Here is a 3,191-nt window from a genome sequence, read left to right on the forward strand (position 1 = left end):
GGTCCGGGCGGACCGGTTGCTGGCGGCCCTGGGCCGAACGCCGGAAACCGCCGGGCTGGACCTTGCGGCGGCGGGCGTGGTCACCGGCAAGCACGGCGGCATCACCGTGGACCGGCGCATGCGCACCAGCCAGCTGCACATTTTCGCGGCTGGCGACGTGACCGGAGACTGGCAGTTCACCCACGCGGCAGGGCACGAGGCCGGGGTGGTGGTGGCCAATGCGGTGTTGCGCCTGCCGCGCCGGGCGGACCATGCGCGCATGCCGTGGTGCACCTTCACCGACCCGGAGTTGGCGTCCGTGGGGTGCAACGAGCGCATGGCCGCCGAACGCGGTCTGCCCGTTGACGTGCATGTGGAGTCCTTTGCCGCCAACGACCGGGCTCTGGCCGAGGGCACGCCCGAAGGCCGCCTGAAGCTGGTGCTGCGCAAGGGTGGCAACAAGGTGCTGGGCGTACAGGCCGTGGGGCCTCACGCGGGCGAGGTGCTGAACGAATGGGTGGCGGTGCTGGGCGGCGGGGTGCGCCTTTCCGCGCTGGCCGGGGCCGTGCATCCCTATCCCACGCTGGGCGAGATTTCGGCCCGCGCGGCGGGCAACCTGGTGTCGCGGGTGCTGTTTTCCGCCGGGGCGCGCAGGCTGCTGCGCCTGCTGTTCGGCTACCGGGGGTGATGCCCGGCCGCCCAAGGCGGCGTCATGTTGCCGCGCGGCGGGCAATAAAGTGCCCCCGGAGACGGTGGCAGAAGCGGGGGTACCGTCTCCGGGGGCTGTTCCGGGGGCATGTTCGGGAAGGTGCTCGCGGTTCGCGGCTTCCTTCGATGATGCCTGTCTAGCACGCTCATGCACTGTGCGATATTGGGCGGAACGCTAAATCTGTTGGTAGGGAATGTGGTAGGGGCTCCATGCTCGGTGCGTGGATCGTGCCGCCATGCAGGTGGGGGGTCCATGCGCCATGGGGGTTTGCCGCCCCGCGATGGTATGGCGTGCACGCACGCAACGGCACGTATGCGCGAAGCTGCACGGGATGAGGCGAACCGGCACGGGACGGCAATATGGCGGAGCGGGCGCGTCACGCCCAGTGCTATTGCGGACAACCTTCACTGATACGGGGTAATGACCAATGCCGTTGTTCGGAGCGCACATGTCCGTGGCCGGGGGGCTCTGGCGTGCGGTGGACCACGCCGTGGCGGTGGGGGCGCAGGCCTTGCAGGTGTTCACCGCCAACCAGCGGCGGTGGGAGGTGCCTTGCCCTTCGGATGGCGACGCCGCACGCTTTCGTGCCGCCGTGGCCGCCTGGGGCGGAGGATTCGTGGCCTCGCACGCCTCGTACCTGTTCAACCTCGCCTCGCCCGACGAGGACGCCGGAGCACGCTCGGTGCGCGGGCTGGCCGCAGAGATCGGGCGGTGCGGCCTGCTGGGCATCCCGTGGGTGGTGCTGCATCCCGGCGCGCATCTGGAGGGCGGCGGCGGACAGGGCGTGGAACGCGGCGTGCGCCGTATGGCCGAGCGGCTTGCAGCAGCCTTCGACGCGGCGGGGCGCCTGCATCCCCATGCCGATGGCGTGGGCGTGCTGCTGGAGAATACCGCCGGACAGGGCACCTGCCTCGGGGGCGACGTGGCGGACCTTGGGCGCATCATGGATGCCTGCCCGGCCCGCGAGCGGCTGGGGGTGTGCATCGACACTGCCCACGCCTGCGCCGCCGGATACGACCTGGCCACGGATCAAGGCTACACGCGGCTGATGGCGGCGGTGGATGGCGCGGTGAGCCTTGTGCAGGTGCGGCTGTTCCACGTCAATGACAGCGCCACGCCGTGCGGCGCGCGCAGTGACCGGCACGCGCACATCGGGCTGGGTCACGTGGGGGCCGCCGGGTTTGCCCGGCTGGTGCGCGACCCGCGCTTTGCCGGACACCCCATGGTGCTGGAAACGCACAAGGGCAAGGATCTGGCAGAGGACCGCCGCAACCTGAGGGTGCTGCACCGCCTTGCGGCAGGTGATGAGCCAAACGAGGTGGTGCGTGACGAGGCCGCGCGCGGGATGGGCGGGCAGGGGGGATAGGGCGCGCTGCGGTCAGGCAGGGGATGCGCTGGGCGTGCCGGTTCACGGTGTGGAAGCCGGTCCGGAACGGGTACGCCGAAAGACGGGGCCGATGGCCACCCGCATCTTCCTCCAGTCCCCGCAGGTTTTCCCGAATGGGCGCGGCTAGCCCTTGCCGTCGGCGGTATCGCCTGCCGGGGAAGCTGCGGGAGCGTCTTTCGTGGTGGCCGGGGGCGCGCTCTGTCCCGGCAGCAGGGAACCCGGCTGCATGGAGGAGGGGCATGCCGCGCCGACTCTGGCAGACGGGCATCCGCCAGCCCCTGAAGACGGGCAACCTGCGCAGTCGGCCCCGTCGTCATTGGCGATGGCATCCGCGGCATTGTCCGCACCGGGCGCGGTCACCGCGTATTCCGGGCGCAGGTGGGGCATCAGTTCCTTGGTGGCGGTGCGCTGCGCCGCCTCCACGAACACCTTGCCGTCCCGCGCCGTAACGTCGAAGCGGGTCACCACCCGGCGGTCGTCCGGGAACATCAGCCGTTTCTGGCGGATCATTTCCTCCACGATGCCTTCCAGCGCCTCTTGCGCGTCGTCCGTCAGGTCGAAGCGCACCAGCGACAGGCGCAGGTTGGCCTGCCAGCGTTCATCGGGCAGAAAGGCCGCGTTCCACGCGAACACGCCCAGGCTCACGGCGTTTTCCGGGCCGCTCAGTTCCTCGGCCACGGCCAGCAACGGGCGGCAGAAGTCGTGGATGAGCTGCGAAAAGGGATCCATTGCCCGCTCGGCCTTGCGGCGGCGGATTTCGGCGATGCGTTTCTTGAGCTTCTTGGCGTCGGGAGCGGCCATGGTGCCTCGCTGCGGTGGGTTGCGTGGCGCGCGGCTGGGCGCGAACGGCAGGTGCATAGGCGGTTTCGCGGTCAAGCGCAACCCGGTGCGGACGGAAGGAGCGCCAATGCCGGGCATGCCGGATTGGCTGGATTGGACGGGAGGGGCCGGAGAGGCGGATGCTGCCAACCGGCTGCGTTGGCGCAGCGCAGGTACGGGGGGTGCGGCATGCCGTTCCATGCGGCGCCACGCAGGCCTGCGGATGAAGCGGACCTGCGTGGTGCGAAAATGTGCGCGGAACGCACGCGGCGGCGGGCCGGGCAGGGGGGCGCGGCC

3 protein-coding genes are annotated in these 3,191 nt (G+C 70.6%); 2 read left to right on the forward strand and 1 reads right to left on the reverse strand.

From position 1 onward, the window contains the following. A partial coding sequence (locus tag FVW20_RS10585) for an oxidoreductase dimerization domain-containing protein (RefSeq protein ID WP_196609485.1) occupies positions 1-667 on the forward strand: 667 nt, incomplete at its 5' end. Between the two features lie 448 nt (positions 668-1,115). Beyond that, complete coding sequence (locus FVW20_RS10590) at positions 1,116-2,054, forward strand: deoxyribonuclease IV (RefSeq protein ID WP_196609487.1); 939 nt, start codon at positions 1,116-1,118, stop codon at positions 2,052-2,054. 144 nt (positions 2,055-2,198) lie between these two features. Here the strand turns inward: FVW20_RS10590 and FVW20_RS10595 are convergent, their stop codons facing one another. After that, positions 2,199-2,876, reverse strand: a complete 678-nt coding sequence (locus FVW20_RS10595) for a hypothetical protein (RefSeq protein WP_196609489.1) — start codon at positions 2,874-2,876, stop codon at positions 2,199-2,201. Positions 2,877-3,191: the final 315 nt, after the last annotated feature.

The sequence above is a fragment of the Nitratidesulfovibrio oxamicus genome (assembly GCF_015731765.1).
Classification (GTDB): Bacteria; Desulfobacterota; Desulfovibrionia; order Desulfovibrionales; family Desulfovibrionaceae; genus Cupidesulfovibrio; species Cupidesulfovibrio oxamicus.